The 16,617-nt window shown below is 65.5% G+C and carries 19 protein-coding genes; 13 read left to right on the top strand and 6 right to left on the bottom strand.

The features are described from left to right. Positions 1 to 75 precede the first annotated feature (75 nt). The 5 genes from FLO80_RS08425 to FLO80_RS08405 all read left to right on the top strand — a co-directional run bounded on the left by FLO80_RS08425 (position 76) and on the right by FLO80_RS08405 (position 2,871). The gene (locus tag FLO80_RS08425; protein ID WP_111365586.1) at positions 76 to 618 is read left to right on the top strand and encodes a sigma-70 family RNA polymerase sigma factor; all 543 of its coding nucleotides are present in this window, start codon (positions 76 to 78) and stop codon (positions 616 to 618) included. Next, the gene (locus FLO80_RS08420) at positions 615 to 1,301 is read left to right on the top strand and encodes an anti-sigma factor (protein ID WP_111365584.1); all 687 of its coding nucleotides are present in this window, start codon (positions 615 to 617) and stop codon (positions 1,299 to 1,301) included. Before FLO80_RS08425 ends, FLO80_RS08420 begins: the two co-directional genes overlap by 4 nt. A 92-nt stretch (positions 1,302 to 1,393) precedes the next feature. Beyond that, complete coding sequence (locus FLO80_RS08415; protein ID WP_111365749.1) at positions 1,394 to 1,945, top strand: fasciclin domain-containing protein; 552 nt, start codon at positions 1,394 to 1,396, stop codon at positions 1,943 to 1,945. A gap of 78 nt (positions 1,946 to 2,023) precedes the next feature. Then, positions 2,024 to 2,491 carry a peptide-methionine (R)-S-oxide reductase MsrB gene (gene msrB, locus FLO80_RS08410; RefSeq protein WP_111365582.1) on the top strand — a complete coding sequence of 156 codons (468 nt, stop codon included), beginning with the start codon at positions 2,024 to 2,026 and terminating at the stop codon, positions 2,489 to 2,491. Then, positions 2,488 to 2,871 (top strand): DoxX family protein, encoded by a 384-nt coding sequence (locus FLO80_RS08405; RefSeq protein WP_149187066.1) that lies wholly within the window; start codon positions 2,488 to 2,490, stop codon positions 2,869 to 2,871. The genes msrB and FLO80_RS08405 overlap by 4 nt, the downstream gene beginning before the upstream one ends. Positions 2,872 to 2,952: 81 nt before the next feature. Here FLO80_RS08405 and FLO80_RS08400 read toward each other — a convergent pair whose 3' ends face one another. The 3 genes from FLO80_RS08400 to FLO80_RS08390 all read right to left on the bottom strand — a co-directional run bounded on the left by FLO80_RS08400 (position 2,953) and on the right by FLO80_RS08390 (position 5,874). Then, a complete protein-coding gene (locus tag FLO80_RS08400) occupies positions 2,953 to 3,810 on the bottom strand; it encodes a beta-keto acid cleavage family enzyme (protein ID WP_223145469.1) in 858 nt (285 codons plus the stop codon). Between the two features lie 83 nt (positions 3,811 to 3,893). Then, entirely contained in the window at positions 3,894 to 4,547 is a 654-nt protein-coding gene (locus FLO80_RS08395) for a glutathione S-transferase family protein (RefSeq protein WP_111365578.1), read from the bottom strand. Between the two features lie 49 nt (positions 4,548 to 4,596). Further along, entirely contained in the window at positions 4,597 to 5,874 is a 1,278-nt protein-coding gene (locus FLO80_RS08390) for an acyl-CoA dehydrogenase family protein (RefSeq protein WP_111365576.1), read from the bottom strand. Between the two features lie 193 nt (positions 5,875 to 6,067). On the opposite strand from FLO80_RS08390, the gene FLO80_RS08385 reads away from it, so the two are divergent. From FLO80_RS08385 to FLO80_RS23360, 4 genes are all read left to right on the top strand, one after another. Continuing rightward, on the top strand, positions 6,068 to 6,877 hold the full coding sequence (locus FLO80_RS08385) for a helix-turn-helix transcriptional regulator (protein ID WP_146611032.1): 810 nt from the start codon (positions 6,068 to 6,070) through the stop codon (positions 6,875 to 6,877). 175 nt (positions 6,878 to 7,052) lie between these two features. Continuing rightward, entirely contained in the window at positions 7,053 to 8,669 is a 1,617-nt protein-coding gene (locus FLO80_RS08380) for an acyl-CoA carboxylase subunit beta (RefSeq protein WP_111365572.1), read from the top strand. Positions 8,670 to 8,686: 17 nt separating this feature from the next. Further along, positions 8,687 to 10,645 carry an acetyl/propionyl/methylcrotonyl-CoA carboxylase subunit alpha gene (locus FLO80_RS08375; protein ID WP_111365570.1) on the top strand — a complete coding sequence of 653 codons (1,959 nt, stop codon included), beginning with the start codon at positions 8,687 to 8,689 and terminating at the stop codon, positions 10,643 to 10,645. Further along, on the top strand, positions 10,642 to 10,776 hold the full coding sequence (locus FLO80_RS23360) for a hypothetical protein (protein ID WP_281286978.1): 135 nt from the start codon (positions 10,642 to 10,644) through the stop codon (positions 10,774 to 10,776). Before FLO80_RS08375 ends, FLO80_RS23360 begins: the two co-directional genes overlap by 4 nt. An 11-nt stretch (positions 10,777 to 10,787) precedes the next feature. Here FLO80_RS23360 and FLO80_RS08370 read toward each other — a convergent pair whose 3' ends face one another. The 3 genes from FLO80_RS08370 to FLO80_RS08360 form a co-directional block, all read right to left on the bottom strand. Next, the gene (locus FLO80_RS08370) at positions 10,788 to 11,474 is read right to left on the bottom strand and encodes a GntR family transcriptional regulator (protein ID WP_188078242.1); all 687 of its coding nucleotides are present in this window, start codon (positions 11,472 to 11,474) and stop codon (positions 10,788 to 10,790) included. Positions 11,475 to 11,632: 158 nt separating this feature from the next. Beyond that, positions 11,633 to 12,337, bottom strand: a complete 705-nt coding sequence (locus FLO80_RS08365) for a Crp/Fnr family transcriptional regulator (protein ID WP_111365566.1) — start codon at positions 12,335 to 12,337, stop codon at positions 11,633 to 11,635. Positions 12,338 to 12,452: 115 nt separating this feature from the next. Continuing rightward, positions 12,453 to 13,145: a metal-dependent hydrolase gene (locus FLO80_RS08360; RefSeq protein WP_111365564.1), complete on the bottom strand. Its 693-nt coding sequence runs from the start codon at positions 13,143 to 13,145 to the stop codon at positions 12,453 to 12,455. 250 nt (positions 13,146 to 13,395) lie between these two features. On the opposite strand from FLO80_RS08360, the gene gatC reads away from it, so the two are divergent. The 4 genes from gatC (at position 13,396) to FLO80_RS08340 (ending at position 16,608) form a co-directional block, all read left to right on the top strand. Further along, positions 13,396 to 13,683, top strand: a complete 288-nt coding sequence (gatC, locus tag FLO80_RS08355; protein ID WP_111365563.1) for an Asp-tRNA(Asn)/Glu-tRNA(Gln) amidotransferase subunit GatC — start codon at positions 13,396 to 13,398, stop codon at positions 13,681 to 13,683. After that, positions 13,683 to 15,170, top strand: coding sequence for an Asp-tRNA(Asn)/Glu-tRNA(Gln) amidotransferase subunit GatA (gene gatA, locus FLO80_RS08350; RefSeq protein ID WP_111365561.1), 1,488 nt, complete (start codon positions 13,683 to 13,685; stop codon positions 15,168 to 15,170). The genes gatC and gatA overlap by 1 nt, the downstream gene beginning before the upstream one ends. A gap of 35 nt (positions 15,171 to 15,205) precedes the next feature. Beyond that, on the top strand, positions 15,206 to 15,922 hold the full coding sequence (locus FLO80_RS08345) for a hypothetical protein (protein ID WP_111365745.1): 717 nt from the start codon (positions 15,206 to 15,208) through the stop codon (positions 15,920 to 15,922). Positions 15,923 to 15,993: 71 nt separating this feature from the next. Further along, positions 15,994 to 16,608 carry an N-acetylmuramoyl-L-alanine amidase gene (locus FLO80_RS08340; RefSeq protein ID WP_111365559.1) on the top strand — a complete coding sequence of 205 codons (615 nt, stop codon included), beginning with the start codon at positions 15,994 to 15,996 and terminating at the stop codon, positions 16,606 to 16,608. Positions 16,609 to 16,617: the final 9 nt, after the last annotated feature.

Here is a 16,617-nt window from a genome sequence, read left to right as displayed (position 1 = left end):
GCGCGTGTTTGCAGTCCGGGTTTATCTGCGTCACTTGCAAAGAAAAGTTGGCTTTTCTGACGGTCACGCGGGGACATGGCAAGTCGAAACGACATCGAAGAGTTGATTGCGAAGGTCGCGCTTGGCGACCGTACAGCTTTCGCTGCGCTTTACGATGCAACCAGCGGAAAGCTTTTCGCCGTCTGCCTGCGTGTGTTGAAGAACCGGTCGGAAGCCGAAGACGCCCTTCAGGATGTCTATCTGCGCGTCTGGCACAAGGCGGATCGCTATGCCGTGACCGGGCACAGCCCCATGACATGGCTGATTACGGTGGCGCGGAACCTGTCGATCGATCGCCTGCGCGCCAAGCGATCATGTGAAACCGACCTCGACGATGCGGGGGAACTGGTCGAAAAACGCCCCGGCCCCGAAGACGTGAGCATTGCCGCTTCGGAACAGCGTCGGATCAGCGCCTGCTTCGAGGAATTGCCGCCGGACCGGGCCGCCGCCGTGCGCGCGGCCTATCTGGATGGTGCGACGTATCAACACCTGGCGAAACGCTTCGACGTGCCGCTGAACACGATGAGAACCTGGCTGCGCCGCAGTCTGATGGCCTTGAAGGAGTGCCTTTCGCGATGAGTGACCCGCAGGACATACCGGAAGACGGGGCGCTGGCCGCCGAATACGTCTTGCGCCTGCTGGACGGGGATGCCGAGCGGGCCTTCGAGGCGCGGCTTAAGGCAGAACACGAGCTTCGCGCGCGGGTGCAGTTCTGGGAGGCCGAGTTTGCCGCGCTGGCCGCGGATGTGCCGGACGTGGCGCCACCGCCCGCGGTCAAGTCCCGGCTTCTCGCCAAACTGCATGGCGAGCGTGCAGCGCCGCGGCGTGGCTCGGTCTGGGGGTGGCTGGCGTGGCCCGCGCTGGCGGCCGTTGCGGTCGTTGCGTTTCTTGCACTGAGCCCGATGCTGCGTGGCCCGGCTTTCGATCCGGCGTTCCATGCGACGCTGATCTCCGAGGATGGCGCCGTGCGTATCGAGGCCGGCTATGCCCCGGATGGCAACCTGTTCAAGGTGATCCCCGAACAGGGCGCGCCAATGTCGGGCCGCGACTTCGAGCTTTGGGTGATCGGCGAGAACGCGGATGCGCCCGTGTCGCTGGGCGTGATCCCGGCAGGCGGGCAAATCACCTTCGAGATCAGCCCCGAGATTGCCGCCATGATCGAGGGCGGAACACTGGCCGTCTCTGACGAGCCAGAAGGCGGTTCGCCGACGGGCGCGCCCACGGGCGCCATTCTGGCCGCTGGCCAGTTCTTCGACGTTTGAATCTTTCGGATCGAATGAAACTCTTTCGCGCGTTCGACCGTGTGTCCTTTGCAGCCACGAAACATCGCTGGCACATTCAAGAGGAGGACTACATGAAGATCGCATCCAAACTGGCCACCGCCGTCGTGGCGCTCACCATCGCAACAGCCGCCTATGCGGAAAACCCGATGGTTGGTGGCGCCGCAATGTTCGAAACCAAGAACATCGTCGAAAACGCCGTGAACTCGGCGGACCACACCACCCTCGTGGCCGCCGTTCAGGCCGCGGGCCTGGTCGAGACGCTGCAGGGCCCCGGGCCGTTTACCGTTTTCGCGCCCGTGAACGACGCCTTTGCCGCGCTGCCCGCGGGAACGGTCGACACGCTGCTGAAGCCCGAGAACAAGGACATGCTGGTCAAGGTCCTGACCGCGCATGTTGTCGCCGGGAACTGGTCCTCGGCGGAAATCGCCCGCAAGGCGCGCGCTTCGTCCGACGGCTTTTATCACTTCAACGCCGTATCGGGTGACGCTTTGTCTGCCCAGGTCAAGGGCAGCAAGGTCTATATCTACGACGAGAACGGCAACGCGGGTCGCGTGACGATCGCGGACGTCAATCAGTCAAACGGCGTGATCCACGTCGTCGATACGGTCCTTGTTCCGAAGTAATTCGAGCAGGACCTCCCGGGCAGGATCAACGATTATCCCCGCGGGCCCTGCCCGGGTCTCTTCACAACAGGTGCCATCATGAACCGACGTACACTCTTTCTGACAGCCTGTGCGGCTGTGCTTGCTCGGCCGGTATACGCCGCCGCTTGCGGTTTCGAGATATGCCGAAGCGATGCGGAATGGCGAGAGCGCCTGACCGAAGAGGAATACATGGTGCTGCGCGAAGAGGCGACCGAGCGCCCCTATACCAGTGCCCTGAACGAAGAAACGCGGCCCGGCACGTACCATTGCCGCGGCTGTGATCTGCCCGTCTATGACGCCGCCGCGAAATACGACAGCGAAACCGGGTGGCCGAGCTTTTTCGAAAGCATTCCGGATGCTGTCCGGACCAAGGAAGACCGCAACTTCATCTTTCAGGTCCGCACCGAGGTGCATTGCCGCCGCTGCGGCAGCCATTTTGGCCATGTCTTCGATGACGGGCCAGCCCCCACCGGGAAAAGGCATTGCCTGAACGGTCTGAGCCTGGCCTTTTCGCCCGCGGCGTGACGGCCCGGCTGGAATTGGCCGCTGGCCGCGTCTTGTTGGCGGGGCTGTTTCTTGCCGGTGCGGTTCAGAAGGTCATGCAGCCCGACACGGCAAGTGCGCTTCTGGCGGGCTTCGGCTTGCCGGAATGGCTCGTCTGGCCGGCGATGATCTTCAACGCGGGGGCGGCATTTCTTCTGATCGCCAACATGTGTTTGCGCCCCGTCAGCCGCGCATTGGCGTTCTACTGTTTGGTGACGAGCGCCTTCCACTTCGTGCCGTCCGACCCGTGGCAGATGTCGATCATGGTCAAGAACTGGGCTCTTGCCGGTGGCTTGCTGGTCCTGTCCGCTTCGACGATGGATCGCGGGCGCGAAGAAACCAGGCTCGCCCCGAAGCGGTAGGGTTTCTGAATGCGCTCACGGCACGCTAGCCGACATGGGAACGGGGGTTTCGAACGTCGCTTTTCGCGCGGCCCCCCCCGGTCAGAGCCCGAGCATGGCGCGCGCCTCGGCGGGGGAGGCGATGTCGCGCCCGGCCTCGCGGGCGGTCTGGGCCAGCGCCTCGATCAGGGGGCCGTTCGACGTGACCTTGTCGCCGGAGGGCAGGTAGAACGTATCCTCGAGCCCGGTGCGCAAATGGCCGCCCAGTTCGGCGGTGCGGCTGTGCAGCGGCCAGATCTCGGCGCGGCCGATGGCGGTGACCTGCCAGCGCGCATCGTCGGGCGCGAGATCAGTGAGGATCGCCAGCAGGTCGGGTCGCGCGGGCATGCCCGAGGCGACGCCCATCACGAAGTTGAGCTGCGCCGTGCCGGAGAACATGCCGTTGCGCTGATACATGCCGACGCAGCGGATGATGCCGGTGTCGAAACATTCGAATTCGGGGATCGTGCCCGCGCTGGCCATGACATCGAGAAACGCTTGCACCTTTTCGACCGGGTTGTCGAACATCATCGGCGGCCAGGCCCAGTCGCCGTTGGAGCGCAGCTTGAGATAGTTCAGCGAGCCCGCGTTGCAGGCCGCCATTTCAGGCCGCGTGGCCGCGATGCAATCGAGCGCGGGCCGGTAGTCGGGGCCGACGGTGCCGGTGGTGTGGTTGATGATCACGTCGGGGCAGGCGTCGCGGATGGCGGATTGCACCGCGCGCGAAAGGTCGATGTCCCAGGCGGGCAGGTGGCCTTGGTCCGGGCCTTGCTGGCGCAGGTGGATATGCATGACGCTCGCGCCCGCGTCATAGGCGCGCCGTGCCTCGGCGGCCATTTCGGCGGGGGTGACGGGGACGTTGTGCTGCCTTGGGTCGGTGAGCACACCGTTGAGCGCGCAGGTGATGATGGCTTTGGACATGATCCCTCCGGGTGGCCGTGTTTCCGTGTGCCAGCATAGGGATGGCGGCAGGGGCGGGCTTGCGTGAATGCGCTGCACCCGGCTCAGAAGATGGGTTTGAGCCCCTCGGCCTCCATGCCGGCCCGTTGCGCGGCCTGGGCGCGGGTAAAGCCGTCGCGCGCGGAGAGGCGGTCGAACCAGGCGAGGCAGTTCGGCGGCAGATCGTCACGCATGCGCAGGGCAAGCGCGAGTTGGATCGCGTAGCCGACCGAGATGTCGGCATTGGAAAAGCCGCCGGTCAAAAGGTATTCGCGGCCATCGGCGAGGGTCTGCTCGGCGAGGCGCAGCCGGGCGAGAAACCATTTCCTGTAATCCTCGGCCACCTGCGGCTGGCGGCGTTCCTCGGGTTCGAGCGTGGCATAGCGCAGGTAGAGCGTTTGCGGAAAGGTCAGCGTCGCCTCGCCGTGGTGCAGCCAGTTGAGATAGGCGCCATACTCCGCCTCGCCCGGCGCGCGGGCGAGCCTGCCGCCGCCGTGAACGGTCGAGAGGTAATGCGGGATGGCCGCGGATTCGGTCATCCGCGTGTCGCCGTCGATCAGGAGCGGGACCGTGCCAAGGGGATTTTCGGCCATGTATTCCTTGCGCAGTGCCCGTGGCGGGAAGGGCAGCATGCGCAGGTCGTAGTCGAGCCCGAGTTCCTCGAGCGCCCAGAGCGCCCGGAACGAGCGGGCATCGTGGCAGTGCCAGAGTTGCAGCATGACGCCTTCCTTGTCCTTGTCCTTGCCGTTGTCGCCCGTGCTTTATGGATCAATTTGCCGCGACACCCAAGGCGGTATCGGAAAGCGCGGGCGCCCCGTTCGGCGCCCCGGCGGATTCGTTGCGGTTGCGCTGGCGCTTGTATTCGAGCCGGGCGATCTGGTCGCGGTGAACCTCGTCGGGGCCGTCGGCGAGGCGCAGGAGGCGCGCGGTGGCATAGGCCGCCGCCAGTCCGAAATCGTTGCCGGTGCCGCCGCCGCCGAAAAGCTGGATCGCCCAGTCGATCACCTTGCAGGCCATTTGCGGCACCGCGACCTTGATCATCGCGATTTCGGCCTTGGCCTCCTTGTTGCCGACGGTGTCCATCATGTGCGCGGCGCGCAGTGTCAGCAGGCGGGCCTGTTCGATCATGATGCGCGATTCGGCGATGCGTTCGCGGGTGACGGATTGGTCCGACAGGAGCTTGCCGAAGGCGACGCGGTCATCGGCGCGGGCCACCATCTTTTCGAGGGTGCGCTCGGCCAGCCCGATGAGGCGCATGCAATGGTGTATGCGCCCCGGCCCGAGCCGCCCCTGCGCGATCTCGAATCCGCGCCCTTCGCCCAGAAGCATGTTCGAGGCGGGCACGCGGACATTCTCGAACAGCACTTCGGAGGCGCGGTCGGGCACCCCGTAAAAGCCGAAGACGGGCAGCGCGCGCCGCACCGTCACGCCGGGCGTGTCCTTGGGGACGAGGATCATCGACTGTTGCCGGTAGGGTTCGGCGTCGGGGTCGGATTTGCCCATGAAGATGATGATCTTGCAACGCGGGTCGGTGGCGCCGGTGGTATACCATTTATGGCCGTTGATGACGTATTCGTCGCCATCGCGGGTGATGGCGCTTTCGATGTTGCGCGCGTCCGACGAGGCGACGGCGGGTTCCGTCATGGCGAAGGCCGAGCGGATTTCGCCGTTGAGCAAGGGTTCGAGCCAGCGCTTCTTGTCTGCGTCCGAGCCGTAGCGTTCCAGGACTTCCATGTTGCCGGTGTCGGGGGCGGAGCAGTTGAAGACCTCGGGGGCGAGATGGCTGCGGCCCATCACCTCGCAAAGTGGCGCGTATTCGAGATTGCTGAGCCCGGCGCCGCGGTCTGATTCGGGCAGGAAGAGATTCCAGAGCCCTGCGGCCCGGGCCTTGGCCTTGAGTTCCTCGACCACCGGCTGAACCTTCCACGGGCCCAGATCCTCGGATTCGCGGTAGAACCGGGCCTCGTTCGGATAGATGTGTTCCTCCATGAAGGTTTCGATCCGGGCCCTGAGGGCCAGCGAGGTCTGGGAGCTTTCGGGAATCATGTTTGCGTCCTTTGGGTGATTGCGCGCGGTCCTTCGTTGGGGGCAAGCTAGCGTTACATATTACGACTGGCAATATCGTCAGACGAAAAAGCTGATCTTGCGGGTGCGGCCTTTTCCCGTTTTGATCATCCGGCGCGCCGGGCAAACGGGAATCGAGCCCCGGTCGCATTGTTCAAGCGCAGGGGGGATCGCGATGACCGCAGGGATCGAGGACCACAAATACATGCTGGTGCTTGATGACCGGCTTTTCTATCGCGGGCTGCTTGGACATCGGATGAAGGCCCGGAGCCTTGGCGCGGTGTCGATCTACCTGGCGCCGGAGGGCGGGTTCCGGTTGAAACATGGCAACGGGCCGTGGACCCGGCGGGAACTGGCCATCGTTCCACCCTACGTGGCGCATCAGGCGGTTTCGGATTGCGGCAGCATCATCAGCGTGCTGATCGAGCCCGAGCGGCTGGACCCGGCGGATATGGAGCGCCTGTTCGTTGAATTCGGCGACCCGGAGCGGCGGGCCGGGCTGCTTGCGCGGTTGCGGGCGGCGGCGGGGCGGCTCTCGGATGGGGCGCGGGGCGCGCGCATGACCACGGGCGCGTTTGATCGGATCGTGCTGGGGCGGGCCTTGCGGGAACGCAGCATCGACCCGAGGATCGAAACCGCGCTTGTGGAGATGGAGGGGGACGGGCTGGAGAGCCAGACCCTCGCGGCGGACCTTGCCGGGATCATCGGGTTGTCATCCTCGCGTTTCCTGCATCTGTTCAAGGAACAGACCGGCGTTTCGTTCCGCAATCATCGAATGTGGCGGCGGGCGCGGGGTTTCCTTTTGCATGCCAACCATTCCGGCAGCCTTACCGATGTGGCGCTGAGCCTTGGCTATCCGGATTCGAGCCATTTCAGCCATTCGATCCGCAAGACTTTCGGACTTCAGCCGCGCTCGATCCGGATCGGATCGCGCAACCTGCGGGTGGACAGCAATGCGCGCGCGGCGGTAAGCCTTCATGCGTGAGGCGGGCGGCTCTCGTCTCCGCTGACCCTGCACTTCGCTACGTGGCGGCGCTTCGGGGTGGCGCCGTCGGGGCCATGAATCCGGCTGCGGCAGGCTAGCGAATGAACGCAAGTCACCGGCGCCCGCGACTGCCTATAAGATACGAGATGTCCAACGGAGGGGTCACGGATCGGCCATGGTCAGGATCGCGAGCACAGTTTCACCGAAATCAGAGGGTTTCCGGGCCAACCGCGAGGGGATGCTCGACCTGTTGGGGCAGATGGAGGCGATCGAGGGGCGCACCCGCGCGGCATCCGAACGCTCGCGCGCGCGGTTCGAGAAACGCCACCAGCTTTTGCCACGCGACCGGGTGGCGCTTTTGCTCGATCCGGGGCGGCCGTTCATCGAGTTGTCGAAATTGGCGGGGTATGGGCTCGATCATGCGGATCTTGAGACATCGGTGCTGGGGGGCGGGGTGATTGCCGGGATCGGCTATGTCTCGGGGGTGCGCTGTGTGATCAACGCCTCGGATTCGGGCATCGCGGCGGGGGCGTTGCAGCCCATGGGGCTCGACAAGCAATTGCGCGCGCAGGAGATCGCGTTGGAAAACCGGTTGCCTTATGTGCAACTGGTCGAGAGCGCGGGTGCGAACCTGATGGACTACCGGGTCGAGGATTTCGTGCGCGGGGGCAACCTTTTCCGCAACCTCGCGCGGATGTCGGCGGCGGGGCTGCCGGTGGTCACGATCACCCATGGCAGTTCGACCGCGGGCGGGGCCTATCAGACCGGGCTTTCGGATTACATCATCATGGTGCGCGGGCGCACGCGGGCGTTTCTGGCCGGGCCGCCGCTTTTGAAGGCCGCGACCGGGGAGGTTGCGACCGAGGAAGAGCTGGGCGGGGCCGAGATGCACACCGGCATTTCCGGGCTGGGCGATTTCCTGGCCGAGGATGATCGCGAGGCGCTGGGCCTGGCGCGGTCGATCATGGCCAATATCGACTGGAACGGGGCGGGTGAGGTGGACCGGGCCTTTGACGAACCGGCCTATGACCGCGAGGAATTGCTGGGCCTGATGCCGATGGATCACCGTCAGCCGGTGGACATGAAAGAGGTGATCGCGCGCGTTGTCGATGGCTCGGATTTCGTCGAGTTCGGGGCGCGGTACGGGGCCGCGACGGTGTGCGGCAATGCGAAGATCGCGGGCTGGCCGATCGGGATCATCACCAATAACGGGCCGATTGACCCCAACGGCGCGGCCAAGGCGACGCATTTCATACAAGCCTGTTGCCAGGCGGGCACGCCGATCCTTTACCTCAACAACACGACCGGGTTTTTGGTCGGGCGCAGCTATGAGGAGGCGGGCAGCATCAAGCATGGTGCGAAGATGATCCAGGCGGTGACCAACGCGACGGTGCCGCAATTCACCATCTATTGCGGGGCCTCGTTCGGGGCGGGGAATTACGGCATGTGCGGGCGCGGGTTTCATCCGCGGTTCTGTTTCTCGTGGCCCAATGCCAAGACCGCGGTGATGGGCGGCGAACAGGCGGCGGGCACGATGGCCGTGGTGCAGGAGATGCGCGCCGAGCGGCTGGGCGAGGCGGTGGACCGCGTGAAGCTCGATGCGCTGAAGGCGCGGATCGTGGAGAATTTCAACCGGCAGATGGATGCGTTTCACACCTCGGCGCGGCTGCTGGATGACGGCGTGATCGACCCGCGCGACACGCGCGACCTGATGATCGAGCTGATGCAGATCGCGCGGGAGGCCGAGGCGCGGCAACCCAACGCGATGCAATTCGCGGTGGCACGGCCGTGAGCGGGCAGGAGAGGGCGATGCGCGGGCCGACACCGTTCACGAAACTTCTGGTGGCCAACCGGGGCGAGATCGCGGTGCGGGTGATGCGCACGGCGCGGGGCATGGGGTTTGGCACCGTGGCGGTCTATTCGCGGGCCGATGCGGAGGCTGTGCATGTGGGCATGGCCGATGAGGCGGTATGCATCGGCGAACCCGCGCCGGGGGAGTCCTATCTGCGGATCGAGGCGATCATCGAGGCAGCGCGCAGGACCGGGGCGGACGCGATTCATCCCGGCTATGGGTTCCTGTCCGAGAACCCGGACCTTCCGGCGGCCTGTGCGGCGGCGGGGATCGTTTTCGTGGGGCCGGGGGTCGAGGCGATCCGGGCGATGGGCGACAAGGCCCGCGCCAAGGCGTTGATGGAGGCCGCGGGGGTGCCCTGTGTGCCGGGCTACCAGGGCGAGGATCAGGGCGAAGAGAGGTTGTTGACCGAGGCGCGGCGCATCGGTTTTCCGGTGATGATCAAGGCCACGGCGGGCGGCGGCGGGCGGGGGATGCGTCTTGTCGAGGGGGAGGGCGATTTTCTGGACCGTCTGAAATCGGCGAAATCCGAGGCGCGGTCGGCCTTTGGCAATGATGTGGTGCTCCTGGAAAAGGCGATCATCAATCCGCGCCACGTGGAAATCCAGATCATGGCGGACCGGCATGGCAACGTGATCCATTTGGGCGAGCGGGATTGTTCGGTCCAGCGGCGTCATCAGAAACTGATCGAGGAGGCGCCGTCGCCTGCGGTCGGCCCTGCGTTGCGCGCAGAGATGGGCCGGGCCTCGGTCGAGGCGGCCAAGGCGATCGGTTACGAGGGGGCAGGGACGTTCGAATACCTGCTCGATGCCGAGGGGAATTTCTATTTCATGGAAATGAACACAAGGCTTCAGGTCGAACATCCGGTGACCGAGGCGATCACCGGGCTGGACCTTGTGGAGATGCAATTGCGCGTGGCGGCGGGCGAGCCTTTGCGGCTGGAGCAGGAGGATGTGACCTTTGACGGCCACGCGATCGAGCTGCGGCTTTGCGCGGAAGACCCCGAGGCGGGGTTCATGCCGCAAAGCGGGCGGCTGGCCCTGTGGCAGCCTGCCGATTCCGTCCGTGTGGATCACGGGTTGAAGAGCGGTGCGGAGGTGCCGCCCTATTACGATTCGATGATTGCAAAGCTGATCGCGCATGGGCCCACGCGCGAGGATGCGCGGCGCAGGTTGATTGCGGGGTTGCAGGAGAGCGTGGCGATGGGGGTGCGGACCAACAAGGATTTCCTTGGCGCGTGCCTCGCGCATCCGGTCTTTGCGGCGGGCGCGGCGACCACCGGCTTTGCGGCGGATCAAGGCGATGCGTTGACCGTCGCCGGGGCAGGGGGCGAGGCCCGTGCCGCGATGATCGCCGCCGCGCTGTTGCGGGCGGGGTCGGGGACGCGGCTGACCCACGGGTTTTTCGCCCCCCTGCGCCTGTCGCGGGGTGAGGTCGAGTATCAGCCGAGGGTTCAGGTGCGTGGCGGCGGGGTCTGCCATGTCGAGATGGAAGGTCATGAGCCGATCGGATTGCGGCTGATCGAGGCGCTGGGGCACCGTGTCCGGTTCGAGACGGATGGCGCGGAGCGGGTGGCAACGCTGGTGACCGGGGCGGGCGGCGTGACGATTCAGAGCGGGGGCCAGAGCGGGGTGTGGTGTTTTGATTTCACCGACCTGACCTATCAGCCCGGCGTGACCGCGCAGATGGCGGGCGGTGATGGCAAGCTGCGCGCCACGATGAACGGCAATGTCGTGTCGGTGGATGTCGCCGTGGGAGATATGGTTGCCGCCGGTCAGACATTGCTGGTGATCGAGGCGATGAAGATGGAACATGCCCATGCCAGCCCCGTGGCGGGCCGGGTGGCGGCGGTGAACGTGGACAAGGGTATGCAGGTCAGCACCCATGCTGTTCTGGTGGAGATCGAGGCGGAATGACGGAGGGTATCGGGGGCGGGGTGGTCAACGAGGTGATCCTGACTGGCGATCCGGGTCGATGCGCGGCGTGCGGTGACGAAGCGGCGCGTGCCTTGCTTGAAAAACGCCCGCCGGAGGGGCGTGGGGCCTGAGGCGGGGCCGGTTACTCCGGGAAATGCGGCAGGATGCAGGCCGCCGTCTTCCGGACATATTCGCGCGCGGCCTCTTCCGCGGCGATGGCGTCGCCTGCCAGAACCGCCCGGGTGATCTGGCGATAGCCTTCGATCCGTTCGGTTGGCGGAACCGCGAGACGGTTGCGGATCAGATGCACCTGAAGGCGGGGCAGGATGCGGTGGATTTCCGCGTTGCCGCTGATCGTGACCAGTTGGCGGAAATAGCGGTTGCGCCGCAGCAGGAAGCCGAAAGGGCCGTCTTCGTCGTGGTAATCGGACATCGCGCGAAACAGGCCCTCGATCTTTTCGCGCGCACCGGGCGCGTCGATGTTCTGGGCGGCCTGCCGGGCGGCGAGCCCGAGAATGACCTCGGTTATGGAAAACAGGTTGGCCGCCTCGGCGCGGGTCAGTTTGCGGATCTGCGCGCCACGGAAGGCGGCAATCTCGACAATGCCCTCGGAACCGAGCTCTTTCAGGGCTTCGCGGACTGTGCTGCGGCTGACGTTGTAGTGGGCCATGAGGTCGGGTTCGACGAGGCGCTGGCCGGCCACGTATCGGCCCTCGTAGAGACCTTTCACGACATCGCGCACGATGGCGCGCGATGTGCTTTCGCCCTTTTGGGAGCGGCCCGCGGATGTCGCGGTGTTCTCAGGGTTCTCTGGGCCCTCGGCCGGCATCCTGTTTCCCTTCGCCATGGCTGAACGGATGGGTTGTGCACCTTTGACGCAAATCGCAATGCGCTGGCAAGTCTCCATGCAATTTCGGAAATCGGTCGTGCCCTTGCGCCCACGTCGTGTGCATGGGTGCCGGGCTTGTCATTGATGGGGGCTGCCGGTCAGGCGATTTCGCGATGCCGGATATCGGACGTTTCGCCGATCAGCGCTTCGAGGGCCCCGGGGTTGGAAATCTCGATCCCGTCGGGAACTGTGCGAACGCCGTACTCTTTCAACTTGGCAAGACTGCGCGACAGGCTTTCCGGTTTGAGGCCAAGGTAATGGGCGACGAGATGCTTGTGGAACGGCAGCCGGACGATGTGCCGCCCGTTCCCGGGTTTGGCATGGCGCAGGAGGAAGCAGGCCAGACGCTGGATGCCGGAAAATATCTTGAGGGCTTCGAGTTGTTGCAGGAGCGAGTCGTTCTGCTGGAAAGAGTGGCTGAGGATGGCATTTCCGAAGCTCGAATCGCTGCGCATGGTCTGGCAGATCGAGCGCGCCGAAACCGACAGAATGGTGCAGTCGGTGGCGGCCTCGGCCGTGGCGCTACGTGGAAGCCTGCGGATGCTGTCGGCAAAGCCGAAGGTTTCGCCGGGGGCGTGCAGCGTCAGGATGCTGATCGCGCCGCAGGGCTGGGTTCGGGTGATTTTTATCCAGCCCCCCATGAGGATATAGCCGCTTTCGGCCGCAGCCCCATGACTGAAGATGCATGTGCCCCGCTCGACATGGCGCAAGAGCGCGTGACGCATGAGCGTCTCGCGCGACGCTGCGGATGCTTGTGATAGGACCGGGCATCGTGATGCCGCGGCCGCCATAAGGGTTTCCATTCCGTGCCTCCTGTTCGCAGGGTCAGGTTGCACGATCCGGAGGGTCCGGGCTTTGATTCAGATCATGGAACGGCACGCCGCGCCCCGATTTGCCGGGGCGCGGCGGCCTGATATCTCAGATCGTGATCGGTTCGAGCACTTGCGGTTCGATCACGTTCACGCCGGGCAGGCCCGCGGCGAGGCCGGAGGCGTCCTGTTCGAGGAGCGGGAAGGTGCGGTAATGGCCGGGGATCACCGTCTTGAAGTTGAAATAGCGCCTGGCGGCATAGGCCGCGCCCTTCATGTCCATGGTGAAATGCCCGCCGGCCGAGAGAATACCGATATCGGGTTTGTAATAGTCGCCCATCCAATCCATGTCGGCCATGATGTCGGTGTCGCCCGAGGCATAGATCACGTGGCCTTCGGCGGCGATCATGAAGCCCACCTCGGAGCCGGCGCCGCGCGGGCCTTCGGGCGTGGCGAAGCTGTTGGAATGCGAGGCCGGGACCATCGAGACCTTGATCCCGTTGAGATCGACGGTGCCGCCCTTGTTGAAGCCCACCGCCTCGATGCCTTCGTTCTCTGCGTAATGGCTCATGATGTCGTATTGGCCATAGGCGGGAACGCCGAGCTTGTGGCAGAGCGACAGGAGATCGGCGACGTGATCGAAATGGCAATGGGTGAGCAGGATATGGGTCGCGCCCTTGACCGCCTCGTCGTGGCGCTCTTCGGGCAGGAGCGGGTTGCCGGTGAGCCACGGATCGATCAGCAGGACCTGTCCGCCGGTTTCGATGCGCCATGAGCCGTGTCCGAGCCAGATGATGTTCATGAAATGCCTCCCTTGGGGTTCGTGTGGTCGGGGGCAGGATAACATCTGTGGGGCGCTGTGCCAGTGGCAGCGGACGGCGTGACGGCGCTCGCGCAGGCGCGTCGCCCCGCCCACCGTCCCGCAGGGTGCCTCCGGCGGGAGTATTTGGGGCAAGATGAAAGGCGGGGCGATGCCGGAAGGGCCGCATTGTCTTGAAGCCGGGCGGCGTGGGCGCTAAGAGCCGGGGCAAGGAATTTCGCAGGAGTCGCGCATGTCGATCGACAAGGAAACCGCCGCGAAGGTGGCCAAGCTTGCCCGGATCAGGGTGGACGATGACCGGCTGGAGGCGTTGGCCGGGGAGTTCAATGCCGTGCTGGGCTTTATCGAGCAACTGGGTGAGGTGGATGTCGAGGGGGTCGAGCCGATGGTGTCGGTGACGCCGATGCGATTGAAGCGGCGCGAGGACGTGGTGACGGATGGCGGCATGCAAAAGAAGGTCTTGTCGAACGCGCCGGATGCGCGCGAAGGGTTTTTCGCGGTACCGAAGGTGGTCGAGTGATGGCTGAATTGAACGGCATGAAGATCGCGGCGGCGCGCGATGCATTGCGCGCGGGCGAGGTGACGAGCGTGGAGTTGACCGAGGCCTGCCTTGCGGCGGTCGAGGGGGCAGGAGCCCTGAACGCCTTTGTCCACCACACGCCCGAGATCGCGCTCGAGCAGGCGCGCGCGGCGGATGCGCGGATCAAGGCGGGGGATGCGCCCGCGATGTGCGGGATTCCGCTGGGGATCAAGGATCTCTTTTGCACGCGCGGTGTGCCATCGCAGGCCGGATCGAAGATCCTTGACGGGTTCCGGCCGGAGTATGAATCGACGGTGACGCAGAACCTGTTCGATGCGGGCGCGGTGATGCTGGGCAAGCTCAACATGGACGAGTTCGCCATGGGGTCAAGCAACGAGACGAGCGTCTACGGCAACGCGGTCAACCCGTGGCGGCGCGGCAATGACGACGCGCCGCTCACGCCCGGTGGGTCGTCGGGCGGCTCGGCGGCGGCGGTGGCGGCCGATCTGTGCCTCGCGGCGACCGGCACCGACACTGGCGGGTCGATCCGCCAGCCCGCGGCGTTTACCGGGATCACCGGCATCAAGCCGACCTATGGGCGCTGTTCGCGCTGGGGGATCGTGGCCTTTGCCTCGTCGCTCGACCAGGCCGGGCCGATGACCAGATCGGTGCGCGATGCGGCGATCATGCTTGAGGCGATGTGCGGGCATGACCCGAAGGATTCGACCAGCGTCGATTTGCCGGTGCCGGATTTCGAGGCGATGCTGACCGGCGACATTCGCGGCAAGAAGATCGGTATCCCGCGCGAATACCGGATGGATGGCATGCCCGACGAGATCGAGGCGCTCTGGGCCGAGGGGCAGCGGATGCTGGAGGATGCGGGGGCCGAGATGGTGGATATCAGCCTGCCGCACACGAAATATGCGCTGCCCGCCTATTACGTGATCGCGCCGGCCGAGGCGTCGTCGAACCTCGCGCGTTATGACGGGGTGCGCTATGGCCATCGCGCCAAGCTCGCCCAGGGGGACGGCATTACCGAGATGTACGAAAAGACTCGCGCCGAAGGCTTTGGCCCCGAAGTGCAGCGTCGGGTGATGGTGGGCACCTACGTGTTGTCGGCAGGGTTCTATGACGCCTATTACAACCGTGCGCGCAAGGTGCGCACGCTGATCAAGCGCGATTTCGAGGAGGTGTTCGCCGCTGGGATCGACGCGATCCTGACGCCCGCCACGCCGAGCGCGGCCTTTGGCCTGGGCGAGATGAGCGATGCCGATCCGGTGGCGATGTATCTCAACGACGTGTTCACGGTCACGGTGAACCTCGCCGGGTTGCCGGGGATCGCGGTGCCCGCGGGGCTCGACAAGCAGGGGCTGCCCCTGGGTCTGCAGCTCATCGGGCGGCCATGGGAAGAGGGCGATCTGCTGAATGGCGCCTATGCGCTGGAACAGGCGGCCGGGTTTGTGGCCAAGCCCGGGAAATGGTGGTAATAACCGCGGGCAATTCAATGTGGCAGGGTCTGAACATGCGGTTTTTCCTTTGTGGTGCGGCGTTTGTGGCGCTGGCGGCCTGTGAGCCTTCGATCCCGGACAGCGGGGCCGGGGTGGGATTTGGCGATTACTCGGAATACATCGAGCTTGAGGCGGTCCGTGATGCGGAACTGACCGGGCAGGCCCTGCCCCCGGCGCAGGGGGTGACGAGCGCGCCGCTGTCGGGCACATCGACCGACGCGGGGGCGGATGTCGCCGCGGATGCGCGCGCGGTTCTCGATGCCACGCGGGCGAATTCGGGGGAGGCGCCGCTGCAGGCCAGCGCGTCCAACCCGCCGCCGGAGGTCATCAACGATCCGTCGGGCATTTCGCGCGAGAATGATTTCAGCGCGGTGGATGCGGAGCGAACGATCGAGGATGATGCCCAGTTGCGACGCCAGCAGCAGGCACAATACAGGGTGATTCCGCCGACTGCCCTGCCGTCGCGCAGTGGCGCGAGCGGGCCCAATATCGTGCGATATGCGCTTTCGACCTCGCATCCCAAGGGCCAGAGCCAGTATCGGCGTGGCGGGCTCAACGCGCAGGCGCGCTATGAGCGCAATTGCGCCAAGTATCCTTCGCCCGACCTGGCGCAACTGGAGTTCCTTGAAAAGGGCGGGCCGCAGCGCGACCGGCTGGGGCTCGATCCCGATGGCGATGGTTATGCCTGTGACTGGGACCCGGCGCCGTTTCGCAAGGTTCGCGGGAACTGATCCCGCTGGCGGGTCCGGTCTGGCATCCTTCGCCCAATTGCGGGCCACGGCGTGCAGGGGCCCGGCCCGACATGGTGGTGATTCATTATACCGCGATGGAGAGCGCGGAGGCGGCGCTGGACCGGCTGTGCGATTCCGCGGCCGAGGTGTCGGCGCATTACCTGATCTGTGAGCGTGGGCGCGTCTGGCAAATGATCGACGAGGAGGCGCGCGCCTGGCATGCGGGTGCGGGACGCTGGGGCGATGTCAGGGACGTCAATTCCCGCTCGATCGGGATCGAGCTGGCCAATCGCGGCGACCACCCGTTTCCCGAGCCGCAGATGGCGGCGCTGGAAGGGGTGATGCGCGGGATCATGGGGCGCTGGCGGATTCCGCCCGAACGGGTGATCGGCCATTCCGACATGGCACCGGGGCGCAAGGGCGATCCGGGGCGCCGGTTCGATTGGGCGCGGCTGGCGTTGCAGGGGGTGAGCGTGTGGCCCGGGCGGGCGGCGCCGGGGGATTTCGCGAGAGATGCGGCGCGGTTCGGTTATCCGGTTGGGGATGTGGCCGATGACATGATCCTTGAGGCGTTCCGGTTGCGGTTTCGGCCATGGGGGGCAGGGCCGGTATGTGATGCGGATGCGGCGGCGATGGCCGATCTGGCGGCGCGTTTCCCCGTTGACCGGGGCGCGCGGAGTGCCTAACTGGGGTCT

The organism is Aquicoccus porphyridii, assembly GCF_008369105.1.
GTDB lineage: Bacteria > Pseudomonadota > Alphaproteobacteria > Rhodobacterales > Rhodobacteraceae > Aquicoccus > Aquicoccus porphyridii.
Note: the sequence above shows the minus strand (reverse complement) of the source record. Positions and strands in the feature narration are given on the sequence as shown.